The organism is Photobacterium aquimaris, assembly GCF_002954455.1.
In the GTDB taxonomy this organism is placed as follows: domain Bacteria; phylum Pseudomonadota; class Gammaproteobacteria; order Enterobacterales; family Vibrionaceae; genus Photobacterium; species Photobacterium aquimaris.
This window is the reverse complement of the sequence record NZ_MSCC01000001.1, coordinates 1,420,446-1,440,233: the sequence shown is the minus strand read 5'-3', so window position 1 is coordinate 1,440,233 and position 19,788 is coordinate 1,420,446. Positions and strand designations below refer to the sequence as shown.

14 protein-coding genes and 1 riboswitch are annotated in these 19,788 nt (G+C 38.7%); of the genes, 6 read left to right on the top strand and 8 right to left on the bottom strand.

The window, feature by feature from the left end:
• Positions 1 to 28: 28 nt before the first annotated feature.
• Together panP and BTN98_RS06395 are read right to left on the bottom strand one after the other, a co-directional pair.
• On the bottom strand, positions 29 to 1,693 hold the full coding sequence (gene panP, locus BTN98_RS06400; protein WP_060997521.1) for a pyridoxal-dependent aspartate 1-decarboxylase PanP: 1,665 nt from the start codon (positions 1,691 to 1,693) through the stop codon (positions 29 to 31).
• A 162-nt stretch (positions 1,694 to 1,855) separates the two neighbouring features.
• The gene (locus BTN98_RS06395; RefSeq protein WP_060997522.1) at positions 1,856 to 2,848 is read right to left on the bottom strand and encodes a DUF2860 domain-containing protein; all 993 of its coding nucleotides are present in this window, start codon (positions 2,846 to 2,848) and stop codon (positions 1,856 to 1,858) included.
• A 414-nt stretch (positions 2,849 to 3,262) separates the two neighbouring features.
• On the opposite strand from BTN98_RS06395, the gene BTN98_RS06390 reads away from it, so the two are divergent.
• A complete protein-coding gene (locus BTN98_RS06390; RefSeq protein WP_060997523.1) occupies positions 3,263 to 4,477 on the top strand; it encodes a patatin-like phospholipase family protein in 1,215 nt (404 codons plus the stop codon).
• A gap of 92 nt (positions 4,478 to 4,569) precedes the next feature.
• Here BTN98_RS06390 and BTN98_RS06385 read toward each other — a convergent pair whose 3' ends face one another.
• The 5 genes from BTN98_RS06385 to BTN98_RS06365 all read right to left on the bottom strand — a co-directional run bounded on the left by BTN98_RS06385 (position 4,570) and on the right by BTN98_RS06365 (position 11,587).
• The gene (locus BTN98_RS06385; RefSeq protein ID WP_060997524.1) at positions 4,570 to 7,017 is read right to left on the bottom strand and encodes a VolA/Pla-1 family phospholipase; all 2,448 of its coding nucleotides are present in this window, start codon (positions 7,015 to 7,017) and stop codon (positions 4,570 to 4,572) included.
• A gap of 34 nt (positions 7,018 to 7,051) precedes the next feature.
• The gene (locus tag BTN98_RS06380; protein WP_060997525.1) at positions 7,052 to 8,281 is read right to left on the bottom strand and encodes an outer membrane protein transport protein; all 1,230 of its coding nucleotides are present in this window, start codon (positions 8,279 to 8,281) and stop codon (positions 7,052 to 7,054) included.
• Between the two features lie 351 nt (positions 8,282 to 8,632).
• Positions 8,633 to 9,541, bottom strand: a complete 909-nt coding sequence (locus BTN98_RS06375) for a manganese-dependent inorganic pyrophosphatase (RefSeq protein ID WP_060997526.1) — start codon at positions 9,539 to 9,541, stop codon at positions 8,633 to 8,635.
• A 249-nt stretch (positions 9,542 to 9,790) separates the two neighbouring features.
• Complete coding sequence (locus BTN98_RS06370) at positions 9,791 to 10,792, bottom strand: GGGtGRT protein (RefSeq protein WP_060997527.1); 1,002 nt, start codon at positions 10,790 to 10,792, stop codon at positions 9,791 to 9,793.
• A gap of 102 nt (positions 10,793 to 10,894) precedes the next feature.
• Positions 10,895 to 11,587, bottom strand: coding sequence for an iron-sulfur cluster assembly scaffold protein (locus BTN98_RS06365; protein WP_060997528.1), 693 nt, complete (start codon positions 11,585 to 11,587; stop codon positions 10,895 to 10,897).
• Between the two features lie 210 nt (positions 11,588 to 11,797).
• A riboswitch (Fluoride riboswitch) is annotated at positions 11,798 to 11,872 on the bottom strand.
• Between the two features lie 322 nt (positions 11,873 to 12,194).
• Here BTN98_RS06365 and BTN98_RS06360 point away from each other — a divergent pair.
• From BTN98_RS06360 to emrD, 3 genes are all read left to right on the top strand, one after another.
• Positions 12,195 to 13,478: an alpha/beta fold hydrolase gene (locus BTN98_RS06360; RefSeq protein WP_060997529.1), complete on the top strand. Its 1,284-nt coding sequence runs from the start codon at positions 12,195 to 12,197 to the stop codon at positions 13,476 to 13,478.
• 259 nt (positions 13,479 to 13,737) lie between these two features.
• Complete coding sequence (locus BTN98_RS06355; RefSeq protein WP_060997530.1) at positions 13,738 to 14,334, top strand: GTP cyclohydrolase II; 597 nt, start codon at positions 13,738 to 13,740, stop codon at positions 14,332 to 14,334.
• Between the two features lie 342 nt (positions 14,335 to 14,676).
• Complete coding sequence (gene emrD, locus BTN98_RS06350; protein ID WP_060997531.1) at positions 14,677 to 15,891, top strand: multidrug efflux MFS transporter EmrD; 1,215 nt, start codon at positions 14,677 to 14,679, stop codon at positions 15,889 to 15,891.
• 120 nt (positions 15,892 to 16,011) lie between these two features.
• On the opposite strand, the gene BTN98_RS06345 is transcribed toward emrD, so the two are convergent.
• Positions 16,012 to 16,338 carry an HI1450 family dsDNA-mimic protein gene (locus tag BTN98_RS06345; protein WP_060997532.1) on the bottom strand — a complete coding sequence of 109 codons (327 nt, stop codon included), beginning with the start codon at positions 16,336 to 16,338 and terminating at the stop codon, positions 16,012 to 16,014.
• 215 nt (positions 16,339 to 16,553) lie between these two features.
• On the opposite strand from BTN98_RS06345, the gene BTN98_RS06340 reads away from it, so the two are divergent.
• Positions 16,554 to 17,324, top strand: coding sequence for a hypothetical protein (locus BTN98_RS06340; protein WP_065190216.1), 771 nt, complete (start codon positions 16,554 to 16,556; stop codon positions 17,322 to 17,324).
• 40 nt (positions 17,325 to 17,364) lie between these two features.
• The gene (locus BTN98_RS06335; RefSeq protein WP_174545304.1) at positions 17,365 to 19,746 is read left to right on the top strand and encodes a DNA polymerase II; all 2,382 of its coding nucleotides are present in this window, start codon (positions 17,365 to 17,367) and stop codon (positions 19,744 to 19,746) included.
• Positions 19,747 to 19,788 lie beyond the last annotated feature (42 nt).

The window sequence follows — 19,788 nt, the reverse complement described above, 5'->3', positions numbered from 1 at the left end:
CATAAAATATCGTATAGAAATAAAGGCGTTATATGTCGATTTTTGCGCTTTTTTTTGTTATTTGATCAGTCAAAGTAATGATTTCAGGCAGACTAATTGTACTTTGTTGTGCAAGTTGCTGTTGCTCAATCAATACATTTTCTAAAATCTCAGTAGTTGTAAGTGGATTAGCTAGCACTACGCGAAACACTGTTGTTGGCTTGCGTTGCCATTTTTCTGGTGTGATACGGGTACGGGATACAAACGATTTACCAGATTCTCGCTGACGTTTTTGAATGAATTGGGTGAGATCGTTTAACAATTCTAACAGTTGATCACGTTGTTCTGGTGTTGCGTGCAGTAATGCTTGTTGCGTTTTAGCTGGTACATAGCGGTAAGTCAGCAGGCATAATTCTGGGTGAGTAACTAATTCAAACTCGGGATGTTGTTCAATGCAATAAGCAAAATAATGCGCTTTTTCAATGCTATTATTAATCAGAAGTTCATAGCCTGGACGGCTAATAATATTCATGCTGGCATAGAGTAGCATTGCCATTCCACTGCGCGAACCTTCAAGCGTATGACTACCTAGATCTTTAGATCCTTTACGAAGAATATATTCAGCGTGATGTTCAATTGCTGTCATTAACTCTGGATTTTTAAATATCACCATGCCTGCGCCCATTGGAATATAGAGCTGTTTATGGGCATCAATGGTAATCGAATCGGCTCGCTCGATACCTTTAAGTAAATGACGGTACTTATTAGACATTAATGTCGCACCACCCCAAGCGGCATCAACATGAAAATGACACTGATGTTCTACGGCAATGTCTGCGAGTTGATCAAGAGGATCAATATTGCCAGTCTCAGTCGTACCTGCAATGCCAATGATGGCAAAAGGTTTAATATTGTTACGCTTTAAATCAGCCAGTGTTGTTTGTAGAGCATCAAGATCAACCCGGTTATTATCATCAGTTTTAATTGCAATAAGACTGTCACGTCCTATACCTAATACATCTGCTGCTTTTTTAAGAGAGTAGTGACCACGCTCAGAGACTAAAATAGCAAGATCATCATAGCCATAATGTCGCATTGCGCGCAGTAATCCTTGCTGACCAACTCCTGTAAATTCACCATCAGGTTGTAATGCGGCATTACGGGCAACCCAGAGTGCTGTAATGTTAGCGATGGTACCACCAGAACAAAAAGCCCCTAAAGAATGGTCGGCACTGTGCATCCATTGTTGATAGAAACTTTCATTTTGATTGAAGATTAACTTATGCAGCATACCCAATACTTGGCGCTCAAGTGGCGTAAACGCTTTTGAGGTTTCTATTTTTACTAAGTTTTGGTTAAGTGCAATCATGATTTTAGATAAAGGCATCATGAAGTAAGGCAGGGCAGAAGTCATGTGACCAATAAATGTCGGTGCTGCAGTATGAACAGATTGAGCAACTAATTTATTGAGTAATAATTGGGTATGATCAGAAACAAACGATGGAAGTTCAGGAATATTGGCGTTAGAGAAATCTTTTTCAATTTCTGCCAGCGGTTTTTCTGTGGCTGCGATATGGGTACGCAGAAACTCATTGAGATTTTCTGACAGTTCTTTTTCAATCAAGCCTAAGGTTGAATCCGGAGCTTCTGGTACAGTGAAAATGCGATGCAAGGATTCTAGAGATGCATCAGCAGTACGATTATTAGCCGCCATAATTTATTTAACGTTTCCATAACTTTGGCAAAGAGTGTTCAATCTAATCGATATTTTGATGGATGTCTCGAATTATTTCGGAATGGTTAAATTAAAACCACTCCGAAATACAAGCTATTTATTCACAATAAACTCAAGCAATAGCTATAAATTGCATTGTCATTAGAATTTATAGTTTAAGCCGACACTGACTAACATATCGTTACTGTCATAAAAGTTGATATTTGATTGGGTTGAGCTATAGCCAATCAGAGAAACTAAGCCCCAGTTTTTCCAATTAAAGGGTTGGTTATATTCATACGCTAAGAATGCACCAAACTTATTATCTTGTTGCTTTTTATTAAATACCGGATGGGTGGCATCAAATAATGCTGTTTTATAACTTAGAGTAAAAGCAAGGCTAGAATGAGGTAACAGCTGAATAATGGTTGCAGCTGCGCCATAGATATTATTGCTCATGGCATGACCGTCTGCATCTATATTGGTGAAGTTTACTGCTGTACGTAGAATCAAACTACGGCTAAAAGGTTGTACAAATGTACCTTCAGTATAAAGAACGTTAGCATTGCGATTTAATGATGCTTTTTCATTAGAGGTTAGATGTAGTAAAGGATCGTTGCCACTATTTTCATGATCAATACTGAACTTACCGTAGGCGATTTGGCCAGAAAAACGTGAACCACGAATATTATCCAGCTTGACACTAAAGGCATTAATATTAGAGTTTGTTTTGTTACGCTTCACACCTTGCAGGTAAGGATCTTGCCATGTTTTTTGACTTAATAAGCCAGGAATATAGCTTAGAGTTAGTGTTGAAGTATCAGCAAATTTTTGTCGGTATCCTGCTTCAATATGAAAACGTCCCAGTGCGATATCGGAACGGCTGGTACCAAAATAGAGTTGTTTGTCACCACTACTAAAGGTGTAATTTAGGCTACCAATAGGTGCGACGAACATTTTAGTCTGATCATTACCATTATTATTTAAGTTTTCAGTAGTATGATTATCACTATTAAATTGTGAATTTGATTTGTTGTAGCCAACCATTAAAGAAATTTCACCGCCAATACCTGGTGTCCAATCGACAGGTTTTGCCATCGCTGTCGTGGAAATGATTGTAGTAGCAATTAAGCTTACAGTGAGTAATGGTTTCATTTTGTTTCCTATAAAATAAGCCACGTATATATATGGTAGTACGCCATTTTATTGATGGTATCGCATGAATATATAAAGCGCTAACAGTGTGATCAAAATTATAATTATTGTAATTGATATTGATTTTCTTAACAATCTAACCATACAATTAAGTTAATAAACTGTTACAAAATAAGGGTAGTTAATGATGAATATTGAATTAAAAATAGCGCTAGTAACCGTAACGATTACGCTTTTTACACTGGCCAGTTATGGGTTGGTTGCTCTGCATGCGTAATACTCAAAATAATAAAGATTAGATAATTATCGTGGGATTTTATAAAAAATATTTCCTATAGGTATGTATAGATTGTATATTCGATTCTCTTAGATATATTAATGTATGCTTTTGGGCATATTTAACAGGGAGAATAGATGAATTATCTTCCATTTAGTCTGCGTGATTTCAATGATCAATCCATTGCCGATTTTTCGTCTATGATACACGCAGCCCCCCACAAAAAAATGGCGTTAATCGTTCAAGGTGGTGGTCAACGCGGTATCTTTTCTGCGGGTGTGCTTGATAGTTTTCTTGAACATCAATTTGATCCGTTTGAATTGTATATCGGTACTTCCGCTGGCGCGCTTAATTTATCTTCTTTTATTAGTCGGCAGCCTCGGTTTGGTTATCATTTTATTCGTGATGTTTCAATGGATGATAATTTTTTTAACCTTTATAAATATCTCAGTAAACAACAGCCAATGAACCTCGATTGGGCATTGCAACAAGTATCACCATCAGGTTTATATCCATTAGATATAGCAACTGCGCATAAAACACTAGTTCATCGTACAGCACTCGCGTGTGCGACCCGTAAAGACACCCTGCAAGACTATTATTTACCTATGTACCAACAAGATTGGAGCGAGGTGTTATTGGCAAGTTGTGCTATTCCGTTACTTTATAATCAGCCTGTTAATATGAATGAGTTGCAATGGGTGGATGGTGGAGTCAGTGCTGCAATTCCAGTAAAAGAAGCATGGCGGCGCGGGGCTGATTTAGTGGTCGTTATTCGTACTGAACCGCTAGAAGATAATCATCCAAGTTGTAGCGCCAATGATGAACGAGGTATTTTTGATGACTGGCGCGAAAATATTGAAACGCAATTACCTTATTATATTGATAAGTTAAGCCTCAATGAGTCGCTTGATAAAATAAAAAATATTCACCAAGAGTTGAGTCAACGATTTGAACAGTGGCGACAAAATTATTGGGAAGATGAAACAAGTGAGTCGTCGAATAATAAATTTATCGATCAATCTGTAGTTAAGAAGAGTTGGTTTTCACAGTTGAATATAGAGCGATTATTACAGTTAACAGGACAGGGAACAAATTCTGAAATATTAGAAATGCTAGCGCGCTATCATCATACTTATCGAGATGTGAATGACTTTCTGACAAATCCACCTCAAGGATTACAAGTGATTCAAATTGCGCCAGAGAAAACGCTAAATAGCAGTGCTTTATTAAGTAGTTATGAAGACTTAGAGCTTGATTACCATCAAGGACTGCAAATAGGCGAGCAGTTTATTCGCTCTTTTTCTCAGATACTCAATCAAAAAACCAGTTTGATGCAGCATCTACGCTAGATTATGTTTATTTTCACTGAATAATAGAATGCCTTGATAACCAAAGTAAAATATATATTCAATTGATTATCAAGGCTATTTATTAGGCTATATTACTTATTTAAGAAAGTTGTCATATCAGCCTGCATCTTCGTTGTGGTTGCTTTTGATTCATCAACAGTAAAATTATCATTAGCTGTTGGTTGAGTAACTTCTAATAATGATGTGTGGCTGCCAGGTGTATATACTTTCCAACCTTTAATGTCATTATTTGGTGTTAACTCCAGTTGTTTAATCAGAGGCTCAGTACCCGTGAATGGTGAATAAGGTAAGTTACTAGGTGTAGTAATATTTGGGATCGTACTGTCACCTGTCACCATTTGTACTAATACAGGTACCGCTGTTGGAATGCCTTTAGCAAGGTTAATTGGGTCAACAGGATCCATTACAGTTTGTGCGGCATAGGCAAACTTAACGTAACTCTCTGTCCATTGAGCGAATAAACTCGGGTTATTTTGTTTAATCGCGCTAATGTTATTAGCATAACACTTATTTAAGTCTTTATTGTTATCGTCTTGAGCGTTATAGCAAACATTCAGTGTTTGTAGAAACTTACCTGTTTCAATTACTTCAGGAGTTATTTGGGTCGGGTTTGATACAGTACTTTGTAAAATTCCTGCTTTTAGAAGACCGCCAAAACTGCCTGAATTTAATAGTAAGTAGGGGATTTCTGCGCCAGGGTTTGCTAATGCTAGTTTATTGATAGCAAAGTATTGTTTATCAAACGCAGGGTTCATTGTTGGACGATTAGCAATATTACCAACATTGGTACCAACAATTGCACCTAATGAATGACCTGTAAAATTAACACCGTTATTAGGATTTAACATCTCTAATGGTGAAACAGTGTCTGAATTTTGGTTATTTTGTTGTTGCTGAATATGAGCAAACAATGAGCCAATAGAGGCACGCAGATTGACGACATCAATAGTACTTTGGCGTAAGTTATCTCGTGCAACGGTTAAGTTTTCAAGATTAAGGTACATAGATGGATCGATTGCGGCATTTTTATAGTGGCTATTGCCGTTACTATCGATGATATGAATACCACGATCTTCACCATGTAATGGCTGGTTTATGGCAAAAATAGCACGGCATTGATCACCAATTAACGTTTCAGCTAAAGATGGTAACCCATCACTGTGTGCTGTTAATACACTTTTATCCGATGTAATACCGTGTTGGAAGATAGTGACATCGTTAGCACCTAGCGTTTGGCATTTTTTATTGCTTGGAAGTACTAACGTATAATCAATAGTTTGTACTGATTTTAGTTCAGGAACGGCGCTGTAACGAGTGATCAAACGCGCAGGATCCAGTTGTTTGCCATTAGCTAAATACAGCGTTTTACCCGTTAATTTGGTTAATACTTCAACTTGTGTTTGTGGATTAGTCGCAACTTGTGCCATATCTTGTAGTGACACATTAGCAGCCGCTAACTGGTTTAAAATAGTGGTTTTATCTGCATCACTGCCATTACTTAACACATATTTGATTTTAGCAAGGCTAGGCATACCACTTTTCCAAGGGGTATTCATGAATTTGTTTGGTCGAATATCTAAGTAATAAGGTAAAGAAAGTTTACCGTGATAAATACGGACATTACTTTTACCATTTACTTTATTGGTATCCTCAACTTCTACAGGTTGAGAGAAGGTAAACAGTTTATCAAGTTGTGCTGGTGTAACGGTTGGTGCAATAGCAGAACCTTTCCAGACCGTGTTTGCACCGTTCTGTAGTGCCTCTTCAGTTGCCATTTTTGCGGCAAATAACACATCACCAGAAGATAACGTCGTAAACCACGAAGAGAAGATAATATCGCGCTTTTCTACAATACCGTGGAAAGCTTCTTCGGTTGCATGAGTAATTTTTTGCGCAGGTAACAATGCTGGTGCTGGTGGCAGTTTATCTGACTTTAACAACGCATATGAGTTACTCATACCGACAGCTTGGCCATTAACGTCTTTAAGATCGTCAGTAATAGCAAACATATAGTTACTTGCTGGATCTAACGGCTTAAGTAAAATAACGATTAAGTTATCACCTGAAACTGTTACGACAAAGTCGCCAGCTTGTTGGGTTAGACGTGTTGGTTTTGTGGTGTCGTCAGGATTAGTTGGATCGCCTGATTTTATTAAATAGAAACCATTTGCTGCTGTTGTTGGATCAAGATTTTTACCCGTAAAATTAATAGTGATTGGCTGAGTGGTGCTCCACCCATCAGTTTGACCCATAGCGACTAATGGATCTGATGTGTTAGTTTGATCTTTCGCCATTGTTTCAGTTGCAAGGGTACCATCTTGCACATCCATGGCTAAATATGTCGGTAGTATTAGCTTTTTATCTTTGGCAAGCAGATCAAAATTAATTTTTGTTTCAGCCTTTAAGCTTGCTGCAATATTTGGATCAATCGGTGATTGATTCTCTAAGCTGCTATTACCTTTACACGCCACTAAGCTAAGCGCAGAAGTTACTAATAATGCGATTGAACGTATTTTCATTGTGATTCCTAATGATTTTATAGTTTATTTCGCATTAAAAGCGGTAATTAACTTGGGCGGCTGCTAGGTAAGCTTTACCTGATGACGTTAAGCTGTCTTTCTCACCGACAGGTGTTTGCTCGATAAAATCAGCTTTTTTACTGTGAATATAAGTCACACCGAGATCGACAGAAAGAGCAGGGCTGTAATGGTAAGTCGCACCTGCTGAATACCAATAACGGTCGGTATCTGGAATACTTAGTGTTGCTTGTCCCGCTTGCTGATCAATGGCGAAGCCATAACGCAGTGTCCATGTTGGATTGAGGGTGTAAGTTGTACCGACAGCCCAACGATAAGTATTTTTAAAGTTTTCTTTCTTAACAAAACAACTGCCGTTAGCACACTGGGAGCTTGTCGCTTTAATTTGTTTGAATTTGTTATATTGCGTCCATTGCACACTATAGCTAATTGCCCATTGTGGGTTAAGCTGGTGGAAGCCTGAAAACTCAGCAATAGCAGGCAATGGTAGCTTAAGGTTTGCTGCAACAGTTTCATTGGGTTTGGATGTAGCTTGGCCCAAGTAGTCAGTAAAATGGCCACTAAAATTGAGATCTACTTGTGAGCGGTAGCTTAATCCAAAACGGTTATTATTATCGAGTTCATATAACGCCCCAATGTTCCAACCCCAGCCCCAACTTGTACCTTTCATATCGATAAGGTTATGACTTGGTGCTGCGTAAGATAAAGAGCCTAAACGACGATTAAACTCTGCGGTACCATAAACAAGACTAATACCACCACCAATGCTCAATTTTGGTGATAGACGATAAGCAATATTAGGATTGAAATTAACTGTTTCTAATGATGTTTTACCCGCTAAACTGCCTGCTTGCATCGCTTTTGGATAATCGGTTGTCACGCCATAATTACTGAAAATGGCTAAACCAACCGCTGTTTTGTCATTAAGCGGTTGGATGTAGTATGCCGCAGGAACAAAACTGATCGGTGAAATATCTTTTGCTGTTTCATTATGAGTGTGATCATCAATATCAATTGATGGGTTGATAACACTGGCAACACCTGAAACTTCAGCATTCTTAAAACGTGTCATTGCTGCGGGGTTGCGAGCTAATACTGCTGCCGTATCTGCGACAGCGGCATCACCTGCGTAAGCACGTCCAAGACCTGCTGCTGAATGTTCTGATACTTGATAGCCGGCAGCATACGCTTGGCTGGAAAGCATTGCTGTAATAATTAAGGCAATATTATTTTTATTAATGGACATTATGCTGTCTCTCTATAATTGCGAGTAGCTTCTTGCTGTTTCACCCATCAATGACGGTGGGATTTTTAAGAGAGAGAAGTATAGTTATACCTCAATAGAATAATAAGCAAAGATGGACAAATATCACAATAAAATGGTTTGTTTGGTTATACTTTGTTCATATTGATGGTTTATAGATGATTTTTGACTGATGAAATTGTTAAAGTATTTACTCTAATTTTGGCGATGTAAGCGATAAAGTTTTACATATTAGGCGACGTTCTCTGTATTTTAGTTAATGTTTACTGCGAATTTTGACCAAAAAAAAGGCCCTTTTAAAGGACCTTTATTCTCAATAATCGTGGTGATTATTTACTTTGCAAGTACTGTTTGTAGCCAAGGCCAGCCTTGCTTCTTACGGCTTAGAGTATTTTCCATCATTAATACGCCATCAGTCGCATGAGTATCAAGAATGTGATTCCAATCACCAGTGTAAAGTAGGCGTGTAGTGCTGGTTGTGATGTCTGTTAACATCAATGCCGCCATACCAAGACCGTCTTCATCACAACGACGCTGAAGATCAGCTTGAAGCTCTTCAATCATGCTATCAACTTGCTCAAGTGTCGCAAGTTCGATTTGACCAACAACAACGTCACGATCGTTGAAAGGGTAGCCTTTAAGGTCTTTCTCAACAAGTTGAGCTGCTGTTAAACCTGCGATATCAGTTTTAGCAATAAGAAGCGCTTTGATAAATGCTTCTAGATCTTGTACGTCAGCAATTTGAGCAAGCTCATGTACAGCATCTTTATCTTTTTGAGTACATGTTGGAGAAGCAAAGCCTACAGTATCAGATAGGATCGCTGACATCATAAGTACTGCTAGTTCACGAGTGATCTCGTGACCTTCAATCTTGAATAAATTGAATAGCACTGTACAAGTACAGCCTACAGGCCAGATCCATGCTTCCATTGGGTTAATTGTCATTACATCACCTAGGCGGTGGTGGTCAACAATACCTACAACTTCAGCTTCAGCTAGATCATCAGGTGCTTGAGCAAGATCTGAGTAGTCAACTAGCCATACTTTCTCGCCAGCAACGCTTGTACGTAGCTCAGGAGCTGTAACACCAGCCATCTCAAGGATATGCAGTGTTTCACGGTTCATTTCACCTTGGCGAATTGCTGTCGCTTCAAGGCCACGAGCTTTAAGAAATGCTGTACAAACTAGTGCAGAACAAATGCTGTCACTATCTGGGTTTTTGTGACCTACAACTTGGATCATGATATTTCCTTTACTTTATCTGTAACAGCGCAGTGCTGTGTAACATATATAAGATGAACTTGATTCTTTATTGATTATACCCTGAAGACAGAGTGTTTTATAGGGATAAGCGTGATCAAGAACTTGGGATGGGGGAGGATTTTAGAGTATTTTGTAGAAATAACAATTAAGACAAACAAATAAAGGCGCGAGTGTCTAATCTCGCGCCTTTTTCGTTATTTGAAGATAAACTTTTTTAATTTACTGAGCTTATTTAGCTGCTTGCTCGATAGCAACAGCAACAGCAACAGTAGCACCAACCATTGGGTTGTTACCCATACCAATAAGACCCATCATTTCAACGTGAGCTGGTACAGATGAAGAACCTGCAAACTGAGCGTCAGAGTGCATACGACCCATAGTATCAGTAAGACCGTAAGAAGCTGGACCTGCAGCAACGTTATCAGGGTGAAGTGTACGACCAGTACCGCCGCCTGATGCTACTGAGAAGTAAGCTTTGCCTGCTTCTAGACGTTCTTTCTTGTACGTACCAGCAACTGGGTGTTGGAAACGTGTTGGGTTAGTTGAGTTACCAGTGATAGAGATATCTACGTTTTCACGGTGCATAATTGCAACACCTTCACGTACATCATCAGAACCGTAACAGTTGATGTCACCACGTTGTGTTTTAGAGAAACGACGCTCAGAAACAACGTTTAGTTCACCAGTAACGTAATCGAATTTAGTTTCAACGTAGTTAAAGCCGTTGATACGAGCGATTAGGTATGCAGCATCTTTACCAAGACCGTTAAGAATAACGCGTAGTGGGTTAGTACGTACTTTGTTAGCGTTTAGGGCAATTTTGATTGCGCCTTCAGCTGCTGCGAATGATTCGTGACCTGCAAGGAATGCGAAACATTGTGTTTCGTTGCTTAGTAGACGAGCGCCTAGACGACCGTGACCAATACCTACTTCACGTTGATCTGCAACAGAACCAGGGATACAGAAAGCTTGTAGGCCTTGACCTAGGAATTCAGCAGCTTCAGCAGCTGTTTTTGCGCCTTCTTTAAGTGCAATAGCTGTACCTAAAACGTAAGCCCAAGATGCGTTTTCAAATGCGATAGGTTGTGTTTCTTTAACGATGTTGTATGCATCAACACCATTTTCATTACAGAAATCACGTGCTTCTTCTAGTGAAGCGAAACCGTACTGTTCTAGTACTGGAGTAATTTTTGCAATACGACGATCAAAACTTTCAAATAATGCAGCCATGATGGAGTTTCCTCTAATTCGGTAAAAACAATTTCAGTGACGCTGTAACTCTTAAAAAGTTAAAATAAACGCGTCATTTACTTGTGTGATATAGGTCTATGATTACTCGTGACGAGGATCGATAGTACGAACTGCTTCATCAAAGCGACCGTATTGACCCATTGCTTGTTCCATTGCTTCAGCAGCTGGAACACCTTTACCGATAGATTCCATCATTTTGCCTACGTTTACAAAACGGTAGCCAATGATTTCGTCGTTGTCATCTAGTGCAATTTTAGTTACGTAACCTTCAGCCATCTCCATGTAACGAGGGCCTTTTTCACGTGTACCGTAGTGAGTACCTACTTGGCTACGTAAACCTTTACCTAGATCTTCAAGACCAGCACCGATTGGTAAGCCGTCTAAAGAGAATGCAGTTTGAGTACGGCCGTAAACGTACTGAAGGAAGATTTCACGCATTGCAACGTTGATAGCATCACACACAAGGTCAGTGTTTAATGCTTCAAGGATTGTTTTACCAGTGATGATTTCTGAAGCCATTGCTGCAGAGTGAGTCATACCAGAACAACCGATAGTCTCGATTAGTGCTTCTTCGATGATGCCGTTTTTAACGTTAAGTGTTAATTTTGCTGCGCCTTGTTGTGGAGCACAAGCACCAACACCGTGGCTTACACCAGAAATAGCAATAACATCTTTAGGGCTAACCCAGCGACCTTCTACTGGAATTGGCGCTGACTCGTGCATTGGACCACGAGAGATAGGACACATGTTTTGAACTTCACTTGAGTATTGCATTGCTCTGCCTCATAGACACCGCTGTTAGGCAATAAGATAATACAAAAGGTATGCATTAGCGTATTGCTGTTAGCAGTGTAGAATTGATAATTCGTTATCGTACAGATAATGTGACGAGGACTATATATGTTAACAACGCGACGTGTTTGAAACGAATATCGCTAGGTATTCAACAGAGAAATAACACGGTCCTCGACAATTAAAAGCCGAATGTTGTCAGACGTCATTATCCTTAAAGAAATTCGTTAAGGCGGTTAAAGGAGGAACATCATCTCCCGCTATAAAAGATAAATAACAATTCTTTTATAGCAACAAAACTGATTTTATTATCTATTTTGCTAATAGGACAAATATACGCTTTTTTTTGTATTCAAGATCATTTAAATTTTGGAAAAAAGATTTCAATTATGAAATCATTAACTGATAATTATTCTTATTATTAATTTCGTTTGTTTTAGATAGTAGCTCTGTTATTTAAGTTGTTGATATTTAGTTGTTTTGTTTTATGTTTCTAATATTCAAAAAACATATATAACAATATTTATATTAAATGTATTATTATTTAATCAATATTAAATGATAATTGTTTTTATTAACTTATTGGAGAATGTCATTGCAAGACTTTATTTATAGTGATCAACTTTGTTTTCGATATATAAATATTAATGTTCCTGTTAATTATGAACAAATAACCGACGGTTCATTGACGATCTATGCGCGAGAAGTCGTTCATAAATCAAACATAGATAAAAATCTACCTTGGTTAGTGTATTTGCAGGGCGGTCCTGGCTTTGCAGCGCCACGACCCGAAGCTAATAGCGGCTGGCTAAAAACGGCATTAAAATATTATCGCGTACTTTTACTTGATCAACGTGGCACTGGCGCAAGTAGTGCCATTACTCATCAAACGTTAGCGGGAAAGACTGCTGAGCAACAGGCTGAATACTTAACCCATTTTCGAGCTGATAACATTGTTCGAGATGCGGAGCAATTACGCCAATATCTTGGTATTAAACAGTGGGCGTTACTAGGACAAAGTTTCGGTGGCTTTTGCGCATTACATTATTTGTCTTTTTATCCACAAAGCTTATCACGCGTTTTTATCACCGGTGGTATACCTTCAATAACAGCAACCGCTGATGAAGTGTATCAAGCGACTTATAAAAGAGTTGCTGATAAGAATAAAGCATTCTTTAAACGTTTTGCTGGCGCACAACAACAGTGTAATGCGATTGCGGAGTATCTTTCAAAGAACCAAACGTATTTGCCAAATGGACAATTATTCACAGTTGAGCAATTTCAGACATGGGGTATAACATTAGGAGGAACAGGAGGGGATCTCGCGATGTATTATGCGCTAGAAGACGCATTTGTCGATATCGAGGGACAACAACAACTGAATTATAACTTTCTTAATACCATGTTGAATCAGCAAAGTTATCAAACCAACCCTATTTATGCCATTTTGCATGAAGCGATATATTGTCAGCAACAAGCTTCTGAGTGGTCAGCTGAAAGAGTACGTTCTCAATATCCACAATATCAATACCAACCGGGAAAAGATGTGAGTTTTACTGGTGAAATGGTGTATCCGTGGATGTTTGATCAAATGACATGCCTACAACCATTACGTGAAGCTGCGCATTTACTGGCACAAAAAAAGGATTGGCCGCAATTATATTGTGCGCAACAGTTAGCCAATAATACCGTACCCGTTGCCGCCGCAGTATATGTTGAAGATATGTATGTTGAATATCATTATAGCTGTGAAACTTTAGCATTATTATCGAATGCTAAATCATGGCAGACCAATCAATATGAACACAATGGATTACGTGTTGATGGCGAGCATATTCTAGAACAACTCATAGCATTAGCCGATATGCTTTAAAGGGTGATATAAAGCCAATAAGAAAGGTGTACTTATTTTCTCACTTATGTTGAAAATGCAGCTTGTTGATATAAACGTTATAATATAACATTTATATTTATGGCACTAAGTGGTAATGTAACGCATTCAAAATTACTGTGGATTAATGATCCTGTTCGATTTTTGATATAGTTGTTGTTAATACCTTAATTTCGGTATTATTTAGTCATAATCAAATGCCCCTTTACAGCAGGGACATGAAGCAATGCTTAGGAAGAATATGGTAAATGTTAGGGCAAGAGTGCCTTTTAAAGTAGGTCTTAACAGCAATATCCCCGCTGAATTGCTTTCGTTCAATGGTCTTGAATCAGGCAAAGAGCACGTTGCTATTATTTTTAAAGGCGCAGATAAAACGCTGGCTCCTCTGGTTCGTATGCATTCTGAATGTTTAACCGGCGATGTGTTTCATTCTTCGCGTTGTGATTGCGGTGAGCAGCTTGATGAAACTATCGAAAAAATGGGCAGTGTTGGCGGCATCATCCTTTATTTACGTCAAGAAGGTCGTGGCATCGGTTTATATAATAAAATTGATGCGTATGAATTACAGAGCCAAGGTATGAATACCTATGAGGCTAATAATCATCTTGGTTTTGGTGATGACTTACGTGAATTCTCTGAAGCAGCCCAAATGTTGAATGCATTAGGGATCAATGAAATACGTTTAGTAACCAATAACCCTAAAAAGATTTGTGATTTAGAACAACACGGCATCAATATTATTGAAGTTGTTGGTACTAAAGCACATGTGAAAGACGGTAATGAACATTATTTGAAAGTGAAGGCTTCACACGGTAAACATCGTTTAAAGTTTGACTAATGATAGCGTTAGAATTAAGTAGCCCCGTAATATTTTCATTGTGACTGAAATGAACCTATTACGGGGCTTTTTTTGACTAAAAATAGCTGTTATCCCTGCCATTTATTCAGCATTAGTTTTTCTAATGCAATTGATAATAAACTATCGTGCTTTCATGGTTAATATTCTCTTGTTAGTTATTGATCAGAAGATTACTATTTGCGCTTATTTTACAGGCATAGATACTATTTAAACGAACATACTTCGTCTTAAATAGCAGAGATACTCTATTCTATATTTTTCTTCTTTCTTAATATGTTGATTACTAATAATTAACGTACAATATTAATCTTTTTGAGGGTGATGGTTGTGATTAAGCAATCTTCGGCTAGTGGCATGAGTAAAGTATTACTTCTACTCATTATTTTGGTTGCTGTTGGGCAAATGACACAGACAATGTATGTGCCAGCAATTCCTGACATGGCAACATTTTTTTCTGTAAAATCCGCATACTTACAAGCAGTAATGGCTGTATACCTAATTCCTTATGGGTTATCACAGTTTATTTATGGTCCATTATCTGATCGTATTGGCCGTCGCCCAGTGATTATATCGGGCATGGTTATTTTTCTTATTGGTACTATTGGTACATTATTATCATCAAATTTTCACTGGTTTTTAGTTGCGACCTTTATTCAAGGATGTGGTACTGGTTGTAGTGGTGCAATGTGCCGTACTGTACCGCGTGATAGCTATGATGGTGATGATTTACACCAAGCGAATAGTTTAATTAGTATGGGGGTTATTTTATCTCCACTGATCGCACCAGTTTTGGGCGGCTACCTTTCTAAACATTTAGGCTGGGAATCAGTTTACGGATTTCTGTTAGTGTTTGGTGCAGCTGTTACTGTTGCAATGATGAAATTTTTTAGCGAAACATTACCACCAGAAAAACGTCATGCAGAGCGTGTATTGGTGAGCTACCGTTATGTATTAAGTAATCGTCGTTTTCAAGGCTATGTTATTTGTCTTATTGCAACATTTGCAGGTATTGCAGTATTTGAAGCATCAGCAGGGGTATTACTTGGTAGTGTATTGAAATTAGACCCAATTACGGTAAGTTGGTTGTTTATTTTACCATTACCAGGTTACTTAGGTGGAGCGTGGTTATCAGGCCGTTTAGTTCGACGTTTAGGTATTGATCGCGTATTAGTTATCGGCATGATTGCATTGGTATTGGGTGCGGTGACGATTATCATTCCTGGTTTTGCTGGCTTAGTAACAGTGACGAGTTTGATCGGCGGTGCATTTTTGTATTTTGTTGGTACTGGTATGTTAGCGCCCGTTGCAACGACTGCGGCAGTGCAACCTTTTCCTAATCATGCAGGAACAGCAGGGGCTGTACTGGGCGGACTACAAAACGTTGGTGCTGGCGCTGCAACATTAGCGGCATCATTTATGAGTGCACAAAGTCAATTTAGCTTAGGTGTTGTGATGACAGTAATGGCAATTATCGTGGTGATGAGTTTGTGGTGGATCCGTTACAGTAAACAAGATACAACTATTTTGGCTAGCTAATCGCTTTAAGTGTTAATTATAGTGTTAGTACAATAAAAGGCGCGGAATATAACTTTCAAAAGAGTAAATCTCTAGTTGATAGTATATTCCGCGCCTTTTTATATGGAGCAGCGTTTGAACTTAGTCACGCTTCCATAAAATATGACAGCCTTTGTTCTCAGGATCGCGGCTGATCAGTAAACGAGCGAAAACATCATCAAGTTCGTCATTTTCTTCGTTAACTAGACCAACACACACTTCCGCGTAAAGATCTTTATCAATTTCACAAGCAAGATGTTCTTCCCAGTCATCACGAGTTTCAACAACTTCAGCTGCACCACGATCATCAAATTGCATCGTAAATAGTAATACGTCTGCTGGCTCTAAGTTATCCGCTGCCATTTCTAGAAAAATATCGTATGCAACGTCAATAACATCATCGTATGACATAAGGTTTTCTGTTTCCATGATACTGATTGATCTCTATCTATGTGTAGTGATGTTATTATACCGAAACCCTTGGAATATGCGATATTTAGCGACAATGGTTGATTCTAATGCATTTGGTATCGAGAGGGTGTCGATAAAAATAGGCTTTATAGGGTAAGTTAATGACAAAAAAAGATAATAATTGTCGTTAATATTGTCATTAATATAGGTAGGTTATGTGATGAGTAGATGTTGTGGCTAAGTTTTTACCTTGTTTGGATAATCAAATCGCTTTTCAATTAGATTTTATGCCATTGCTGGTGGCAGCTGTGACAGATTTACAGGCGCAAGTGGAGACATTACACAGTATTTATCTAAATGGTAGTATCGCTTACCGACAGGCAACAAAGGGATGTTCTGATCTTAACCTTACAGTGGTGATAACAGCGCCATTGACAGCGGTAGAACAACATCGTATCGCCGTTGTGTGTCAGAATTTACAGCAGCATTATCCTGTTGTTACCAATATTGATATTACATGGTTATTGCTTGATGAAGTGCTCTCTATTACCGCAATCTTTAAGTGGGGTTTTTGGCTAAAACATTGCAGTGTCTGTTTATACGGAACTAACCTTGGTGAACAATTTGGTTATTTTGAACCATGTTGGGAGATCTCAAAAGTCTTTAACGATGATATAGCCGCTTTTTTAGAGACTATGCAGCAGCAAATTAGGCGCACAATAAGCATGGTTGAGTATCAAACGTACTGTCGCCGTGCGGGTAAAAAAATGCTTAGAAGCTGCTTTATGTTGGTAGCATGTCGCATTGATGGTTGGGCTTATACCGATCAACAGTGTGCAGATTATTTCTTAACAGTTTACCCTGATAAAACAACCGAGATTGAACGACTATTTGTGTTAATTAATGGTCCGGTAGTCCCTAAAAAAGCCTCATTATTTTTGTTATCGCAATGGGGGGGGTGGATTGTGAATGAGTTTAATCAAATTGAACGAAAAATAGGTTAACGCTGTTATTGTCATATTAAAGTAGATTGAGGTTTCTTTGCTGTCACATTCAACTGGGTTTGTATTAACTCGTCAAAGTCGAGATATTAAAGGACAAACGGAAATTGTTCTGTGGGTGAAAACGGCCACCGGTCCTTATCGATTATCGATTGTTGGTGATAAACCGGTTCTTTTTATCTGTGCGAGTCAGCAGCAGCAAGCCATGGAAATTATTCGCGCGGCTAATATTGCGGTGCAATGGAAACCATTAGCTCTTAAAACATTTCAACATCAACAAGTCGTGGGGTGTTATAGCGACACGGTCCGTGACAATCTTATTATCAGCAAATGTTTGCAGGCTGAGGGCATTAAGCCGTTTGAAGCGGATATTCGATTGGCCGATCGCTTTTTGATGGAGCGTTTTATTCGCGGTAGCTTAATGTTTACTGGCGATGTTAAATCACGTAATGGCTACCATGATGTATTGTTTGCCAAAGCTAAAGCGGCTGATTACATTCCTGATTTAGCCTTAGTATCGTTAGATATTGAGTGTTCAGAAAAAGGGGTTTTGTATTCAATCGGTATGCACAGTGAGATGGATAGTCGTATCATCATGGTTGGAGAACAGCCTGCTGATTATCAAGCGAATGATGAGCTATTTATTGAATGGGTAACAGACGAAAAAGCGTTATTGTTGGCATTAGAATCATGGTTTATTGAGTATGATCCTGACATCGTCATTGGCTGGAATGTGATTGATTTTGATTTTCGTCTATTACTGCATCGCGCAGAATGGAATAAGATCAATCTTCGCATTGGCCGAGGTAAACAAACGCCACACTATCGTCGCTCGACTCAAAATGTCAATCAAGGCTTTATCAGTGTTCCCGGTCGTGTGGTGATGGATGGTATTGATACGTTAAAGACGGCGACTTACAATTTTCGTTCATGGTCCTTAGAAGCTGTCGCACAAGAATTATTAGGTGAAGGTAAAGCGATTCATAACGTGCATGATCGTATGGCTGAAATTAACCATATGTTTAAGCATGATAAATTATCGTTGGCTAAATATAACCTTCAAGACTGTAAACTCGTCACGCGTATTTTTAAACATACCCATTTATTAGAATTTGCCATAGAACGTAGCCGTCTTACAGGGGTTGAACTGGATCGCATTGGTGGTTCAGTTGCCGCATTTACTAATCTTTATATGCCACAACTACACCGAGCTGGATATATCGCGCCTAACCTAGAAAGTGAAAATTGGATAGCTAGCCCTGGCGGTTATGTGATGGATTCTAAGCCAGGTCTTTATGATTCGGTATTGGTATTAGATTTTAAGTCACTGTATCCATCAATTATTCGCTCGTTTAGAATCGATCCAATGGGGTTAGTTGAAGGCTTATTATTAGAAGAGGGTAAAGCTGAACATCAAGCTATTGCTGGCTTTCGTGGTGGTCAGTTCCATCGAACGCGACATTTTTTACCTGAAATGATTGAGTCGTTATGGGCGGCACGTGATCGTGCTAAACGTGATGGCGATAAAGCTTTCTCACAAGCGATTAAGATCATTATGAACTCGTTTTATGGTGTTTTAGGTTCATCAGGTTGTCGTTTTTTCGATCACCGTTTAGCGTCATCAATTACCATGCGTGGCCATGAAATTATGAAGTTAACCCGTGAGTTGATTGAAGAAAAAGGTTATGAGGTGATTTATGGGGATACAGATTCAACGTTTGTATCACTTAAAAAGAACCATTCTCAAATAGACGCTAATATCATTGGCAATGCTTTAGTGGATCATATCAATCAATGGTGGCAGCAGCATCTTCAACAACAATATGGGTTAGTATCAGCCCTTGAAATTGAATATGAAACCCATTATCACAAGTTCTTAATGCCAACAATTCGCGGCCAAGAAACAGGCAGTAAAAAACGCTACGCAGGATTAGTTTGGCGTGGTGATGTTGAACAAATGGTTTTTAAAGGTTTAGAAACAGTACGTACTGATTGGACGCCACTCGCTCAACACTTTCAGCAAACACTGTATTCAATGGTATTCCATGATCAGAATGTTGATGATTATATTCGTGACTACACCAATCGTACCTTGGCCGGCGAGTTTGATGATCAATTAGTGTATCGAAAGCGTTTACGGCGTAATTTAGATGATTATCAGAAAAATATTCCGCCACAGGTTCGTGCTGCACGATTAGCAGATGAGATGAATGCGAAATTAGGACGGCCTTTACAGTACCAAAACAAAGGTGCGATAGAATATATATTTACCACATCAGGTGCTGAGCCCGTTGAATATCGTCAAAGTGCTATTGATTATAATCATTATTTAGAGAAACAATTAAAACCTGTTGCTGATGGTATTCTTATTTTTATTGGAAAGTCGTTTGATAATATAACTGCACCACAGTTAGGTCTTTTTTAATAACAAAATAAAACGCGCCGTAATTAGAGGCGCGTTTCTATT

Coding starts and splice junctions, on each gene's coding strand:
- emrD (WP_060997531.1), top strand. CDS start 14,677: ATGGTTGTGATTAAGCAATCTTCGGCTAGTGGCATGAGTAAAGTATTA.
- BTN98_RS06370 (WP_060997527.1), bottom strand. CDS start 10,792: ATGGCTGCATTATTTGAAAGTTTTGATCGTCGTATTGCAAAAATTACT.
- BTN98_RS06395 (WP_060997522.1), bottom strand. CDS start 2,848: ATGAAACCATTACTCACTGTAAGCTTAATTGCTACTACAATCATTTCC.
- panP (WP_060997521.1), bottom strand. CDS start 1,693: ATGGCGGCTAATAATCGTACTGCTGATGCATCTCTAGAATCCTTGCAT.
- BTN98_RS06385 (WP_060997524.1), bottom strand. CDS start 7,017: ATGAAAATACGTTCAATCGCATTATTAGTAACTTCTGCGCTTAGCTTA.
- BTN98_RS06345 (WP_060997532.1), bottom strand. CDS start 16,338: ATGGAAACAGAAAACCTTATGTCATACGATGATGTTATTGACGTTGCA.
- BTN98_RS06390 (WP_060997523.1), top strand. CDS start 3,263: ATGAATTATCTTCCATTTAGTCTGCGTGATTTCAATGATCAATCCATT.
- BTN98_RS06380 (WP_060997525.1), bottom strand. CDS start 8,281: ATGTCCATTAATAAAAATAATATTGCCTTAATTATTACAGCAATGCTT.
- BTN98_RS06375 (WP_060997526.1), bottom strand. CDS start 9,541: ATGATCCAAGTTGTAGGTCACAAAAACCCAGATAGTGACAGCATTTGT.
- BTN98_RS06355 (WP_060997530.1), top strand. CDS start 13,738: ATGGTAAATGTTAGGGCAAGAGTGCCTTTTAAAGTAGGTCTTAACAGC.
- BTN98_RS06365 (WP_060997528.1), bottom strand. CDS start 11,587: ATGCAATACTCAAGTGAAGTTCAAAACATGTGTCCTATCTCTCGTGGT.
- BTN98_RS06360 (WP_060997529.1), top strand. CDS start 12,195: ATGTCATTGCAAGACTTTATTTATAGTGATCAACTTTGTTTTCGATAT.